Source organism: Flavobacterium sp. ALD4 (genome assembly GCF_002836475.1).
Classification (GTDB): Bacteria; Bacteroidota; Bacteroidia; order Flavobacteriales; family Flavobacteriaceae; genus Flavobacterium.
Genome location: NZ_PJBJ01000002.1, coordinates 1 through 4,724, shown reverse-complemented (window position 1 = coordinate 4,724; position 4,724 = coordinate 1). Strand labels below are relative to the sequence as shown.

Here is a 4,724-nt window from a genome sequence, read left to right as displayed (position 1 = left end):
CTCGCACCTTGCGCCGTTTGCGACTTACGAAGACGAATATTTTCGGCTAAACGAAAATACGATAAAAAACGGTAATTCCACTAAATTCGCAAATGGCGCAAGACGTGTGTTAGCCGATCGCCCATTTTACTCGATTAGATTGATCCGTATTTTTTCATTAAATGATTAAAATTTTTCCACATTTTTCTACTTTGTCTTTTAATATAGCTTGAATCATTTATTTCTTGCATCGTATAATCTGATTTATAAACATAGCTCAAATAGTTTCCCCAACTATATTCTTTTGATGCGACGTATTTTGTTTTATCATCTTTTGAGGGTCTATAAATTAACTTTCTCTTGGAGCCTTTATGTGTAAAACGTTTATAAAGTCTTGATTTAAAAATCATTTTATCTTGATTTTTACTATTTCTTGCCAATGATGCGGATTTTTTAAATGACTTTATCATTGAACGATAAAATTTTGAAAATCCAGAAGTTTTAATAAGTACTTTTTGTCCATCATATGAAAACCCTAAATACTCAAGAGTTTTGTTGAAGTTTGGATTCTTAGTTATTTCATCAATTTCATAACCTTTAAACATTCCATTAATACTTTCAAAACGATAAACTTTTGTTTTTTTTGGTTGAATTTCAAGATTAGCAATTTTTGTATTTTCTATACTTTCTCTAATACATCTAATTATTTCATCTTCGTATTTCTGTTCACAAATGACGATAAGGTCATCACTATATCTTTGATAAAAACCTGCAATACTTTCAACTTTGTCGTATACAGTTTGATCAAAATCCAGCATATAAACATTTGCTAATGTTGCACTAATTGGGCTTCCTTGTGGAATTCCACGCTTGTTGTTTTTTGAAATAATTAGGTTCAAATTGTTACTCAAAAAGTCGTCTTTTTCACAATACGCGACAGCATTTTTTTCTTTAAAAAAGAACGATTTTTCTATTTTTATTCTTTTGAATTCTCTCTTTTTAGAACTATTTGCAATACCACGTTCTACAATCATTGTCTTATCGTAGCTATTGTAGAGTTGCTCGCCTTCAATATATTTTATTTTTGTCAAAGATTTAAAAACATTGTAATGATCCAATGGCAAAGTAGTATTTCCTAATATTTTAGTCCATTGTCTTTTTATTATTTTGTGATCTAAATTGTCAAAAAAAGAAGTAACATCTGCAACAATAACAGATAAGCTTTCTGTCTTGTGTTCTTTAATAAATTCAAAAGTTGATTTTGCAAAATCAATATTACATTTGTTATTGCTAGCTCCAGTATACAAGGGAATTTTCCTGTAAGCAACAATTGATTCATTAAAACTTCTATCTTTCATATGATTTTCATATGATTCTACTAAAATACTATTGTAATATGAATAGATTAAAGAGTCTATATGAGAAGCAAAATAAATATTTCTATCTTTTTTATCTTTTATTCGAAATCTTCGCTTTGTTTTAGTTTTATCAACTCTACTTTTATCAGGTCTGAATTTTCTTTGTGAAATGCATTTATGTATTAGAGGAAGAAAACTATGTGTTCTTATTTTTTCATCATTCGTTACATATTCTTTTACCCATTTATAATCGAATATAGTGATTGGTAAACCAATATGCGGATATTTTTTAAGTTTAAACCAGTTTTCTGTTTCCATAAGTTTAAAAAAGGGGACAGGTTATTTTATAGTAGCAGGTTTAGAATGTACAGGCTCCTGCGAAGCTTTTGCCTTTTGCAAGGCTATTGCAACACTACTCTTTTTAGGTATAGAAATTGTTATCTTTGTAACTAAATGCTTAAACACATCAAATATGCTTAGAAAATTGAAACGCCGAACCAACCTCAGGATTTCAACAGTTATTACGCTGTTGCTAACTCTTTCCTCATTAATTCTTTCTCAAGATTATTTGGAAATTGGTATTTACCTTCCCAGCTAACGTATATCTTAGACGTGGTATATAAAGTTAAACGTATCATTCCGACCTTTCTGTCCCCCAAATTTTATTTATTATTATTCATTATTTTTCCTGTTAATTATTCCTTATTTCTCCCATTTTTTGCTTGGGTGTCGGCTAACGTCCCGCTGCTTTGAGATGGCTGGAAGTTCGTAAACGCTCAGTTTTCGGCTTAACGAAAACTTGATGCGAAACGATAATTCCACTAAACTCCAGCTAGCTCAAAACAGCTGTTGTGCGTTCGTTTATTTCACACCAAATCGTTTGTTTTTATAATCAATTATTACAATATTGTTTAAGAAGTAAGCATTTCCTGTAATTCCCCATATCTTTTCTTTGTCATAAAATTCGTCGTGTTTATTGATTTTGTCGTAAAATACTGTTGCAGGATTAAGTTGTTTATTTCCAAATTTTATTTTTGAGTTAACATTACGACCATAAACCATATAGAATTCACCCCAACTTGAAGTTTTTAATGAATCAACTATTTTATTAGCTGATATTTTATTTGCTCTTTCTTCGGTTGTCATTAATGCGAATAAACTTGTCCCTGTGTCAAATAATAAGTTCTCTACTTTATCATTTATATTAAAAGGGATTTTAATTCTTCCCTCTTTAATTATAAATGGCTGAAAGTTTGCTTTGGACAATTTCTTTGGAAGCTTTTTTGTGATACAAATTCTTTTATTGGGATAATCTATGATTAAAATTTTGTTTTGAAAAATATCTGGTGCAATTGTTCCGATATGTTTTTCTGATTTAGTATTTATAGAATCTTTTGGTATTTCATCTCCAAAATTTTTGAATATTCCGATATTTATTTTCCCAATATTTACTTTTCCTAGTTTTAATTCAACATTTTTAAGTTTAAAATGTGTTTGGCTTTGCATTCTAAATGTTAATGTAGTGTCTATTTTATTTTTCAAATCGCTATATTTTTCTAGATATGATTTTATAGAATTTTCGTAAAAAACAGTATTAATTGCTCCTAAATCAAGTTGTAAATTAAATTTATGTGGCAATTTGTCAATCGTGACAGGAATTGTAATAGCGAGTTTATCAAAATATTTCCCTGAAACTTCATATCCTTGCCAATTGAATGGAATCCATTCAAGTTTTTGACCAAAAGTTGTAAACGAAATTAGTAGAATTGTAAATAGAAATAATTTTTTCATTGTTTAGTGTTTGTTATTTATTTTAAAAAAAGGTGTTTTTTATGAATTGGTTTAATTATTTTTTGGCTGCTTTTTAAATGACGCACAACGTGTCGCGGCTTTGAGATGGTGGGGAATTCGTAACCTTTCAACTTTCTGCTGTGCAGAAAAGTTGATGCGAAACGATAATTCCACTAAAACCCCACTATATCAAAACCGCTGTTGGCGGTTCGGTTTTTTTTATTTTTAGCTTTCTATCGTATATTTCCTCCCCATATAGCATTTCCGCCAGTATGTCTATTAAACTCGTGAACGTCTTTTCGTATTAGTTGAATTATACCAGGTTTTTCACTATGATGCCATATATAACCAAATATTCTGCCTTGATTATTGCTACTTGAATTAGAAATATCTTTTAGTTGCTTAGCTAAAATTTCGTCCTCAGTGTATAACTTAAAAGGCTTTCCTTTTGGAGTATGAATGAATGTAATTTTGTAAGTTCTTTGACGAAGTTCTTTTAGCCATTTTGCCTCCTCAACTAAATTATTGGTTTTAGTTGCTTCCAACATTTTGTTTTGGGCTTCTAATATTTTTGACTTATTTTTTTCAAGATATAATAAATCTTCTTTTAATATTTCTCGATTTGTGTTTTTAAGTAGTTGTAATAATTTTGGGTTTTTGAGAAGTTGTTCATTATATAATTTTGTAGCTGTTTCAAATTGCGTTTTATCAATTTTTAGATATAAATCTTTTGGTAATTTGATTTCAGTAATTGAATATTTAGTAAAGTCAGGAATGTTTACAATTTTCGTTTCCCCATTTTTGATATAAGAATGTTTGAAATATTTCACTTTCAAAATACTTTCTGTAGTTTCTTCTGCGGTAGCAATTATTACAGGTTCGGTTTTGCTTAGTAAATTTTTTTCAGCTAATTTGCTAGATTCCGAAATTGCCAAACTACTTGTTTTTGTAGCAGCCTCTGCTGTTAAAACTGTTGTAACTATTGGAGTTACTCTACTAATAATTGGTGTCATTTCAGGAACTGCCATACCTAAAAATTGTCCTGCCAAAAGATATACACCAAGCCACAGAGCTTTTTGCTCATTCTCTCTTTCAATTTGTCTTTGTTTATCTCCTATAGCTCCAGTAATTAAGCCCATTATTCCGCTTACTGCGTAAGAGTACCAAGGTAATTTTAAGAGTTCAAAACTTAACGCAAAACCAGAGTAATCGAAAAAACCTCTATGCGATTTTGAAATTATACACAAAGACATTGCATTAGTAAGATAATTGTCAAAAACCATAATAATAATCATTGTTAGCATACCGCCAAACCAACCAGCTTCTAACGCAATTTCAGCCGCACGAGAGTATAAAATAAAAGGAATTAAAATAATTGTAGTTAAAAAAGCAACCTTGTAATACCAGGGATTTATTTCAACCCAAACATCTTTTGTTAAATAGCCAATAAGAGCGGAAAATACAATAAAAATAAAAGTGCGCATAGTAAGATTGATTTTTTTTTAATTATGTTTTTTTGGGTTCATTTAGAGTTTTTAGCATTGTCGCGATTTTGCCAAACTGACCGCCAACGGTAGGACGCTTGGAGAAGGACGA

At 30.0% G+C, this 4,724-nt stretch carries 3 protein-coding genes; all 3 read right to left on the bottom strand.

Features of this window, described 5'->3' with window-relative positions:
* Positions 1–134: 134 nt before the first annotated feature.
* The gene (locus CXF59_RS00040; protein ID WP_101135701.1) at positions 135–1,655 is read right to left on the bottom strand and encodes a reverse transcriptase domain-containing protein; all 1,521 of its coding nucleotides are present in this window, start codon (positions 1,653–1,655) and stop codon (positions 135–137) included.
* 543 nt (positions 1,656–2,198) lie between these two features.
* Entirely contained in the window at positions 2,199–3,128 is a 930-nt protein-coding gene (locus CXF59_RS00035; RefSeq protein WP_101135700.1) for a hypothetical protein, read from the bottom strand.
* Between the two features lie 233 nt (positions 3,129–3,361).
* On the bottom strand, positions 3,362–4,612 hold the full coding sequence (locus CXF59_RS15040) for an HNH endonuclease (RefSeq protein WP_198554599.1): 1,251 nt from the start codon (positions 4,610–4,612) through the stop codon (positions 3,362–3,364).
* Positions 4,613–4,724 lie beyond the last annotated feature (112 nt).

What these genes read in the sequence shown, in the direction of transcription:
- CXF59_RS00035 (WP_101135700.1), bottom strand. Translation starts at nt 3,128, where the DNA reads ATGAAAAAATTATTTCTATTTACAATTCTACTAATTTCGTTTACAACT.
- CXF59_RS15040 (WP_198554599.1), bottom strand. Translation starts at nt 4,612, where the DNA reads ATGCGCACTTTTATTTTTATTGTATTTTCCGCTCTTATTGGCTATTTA.
- CXF59_RS00040 (WP_101135701.1), bottom strand. Translation starts at nt 1,655, where the DNA reads ATGGAAACAGAAAACTGGTTTAAACTTAAAAAATATCCGCATATTGGT.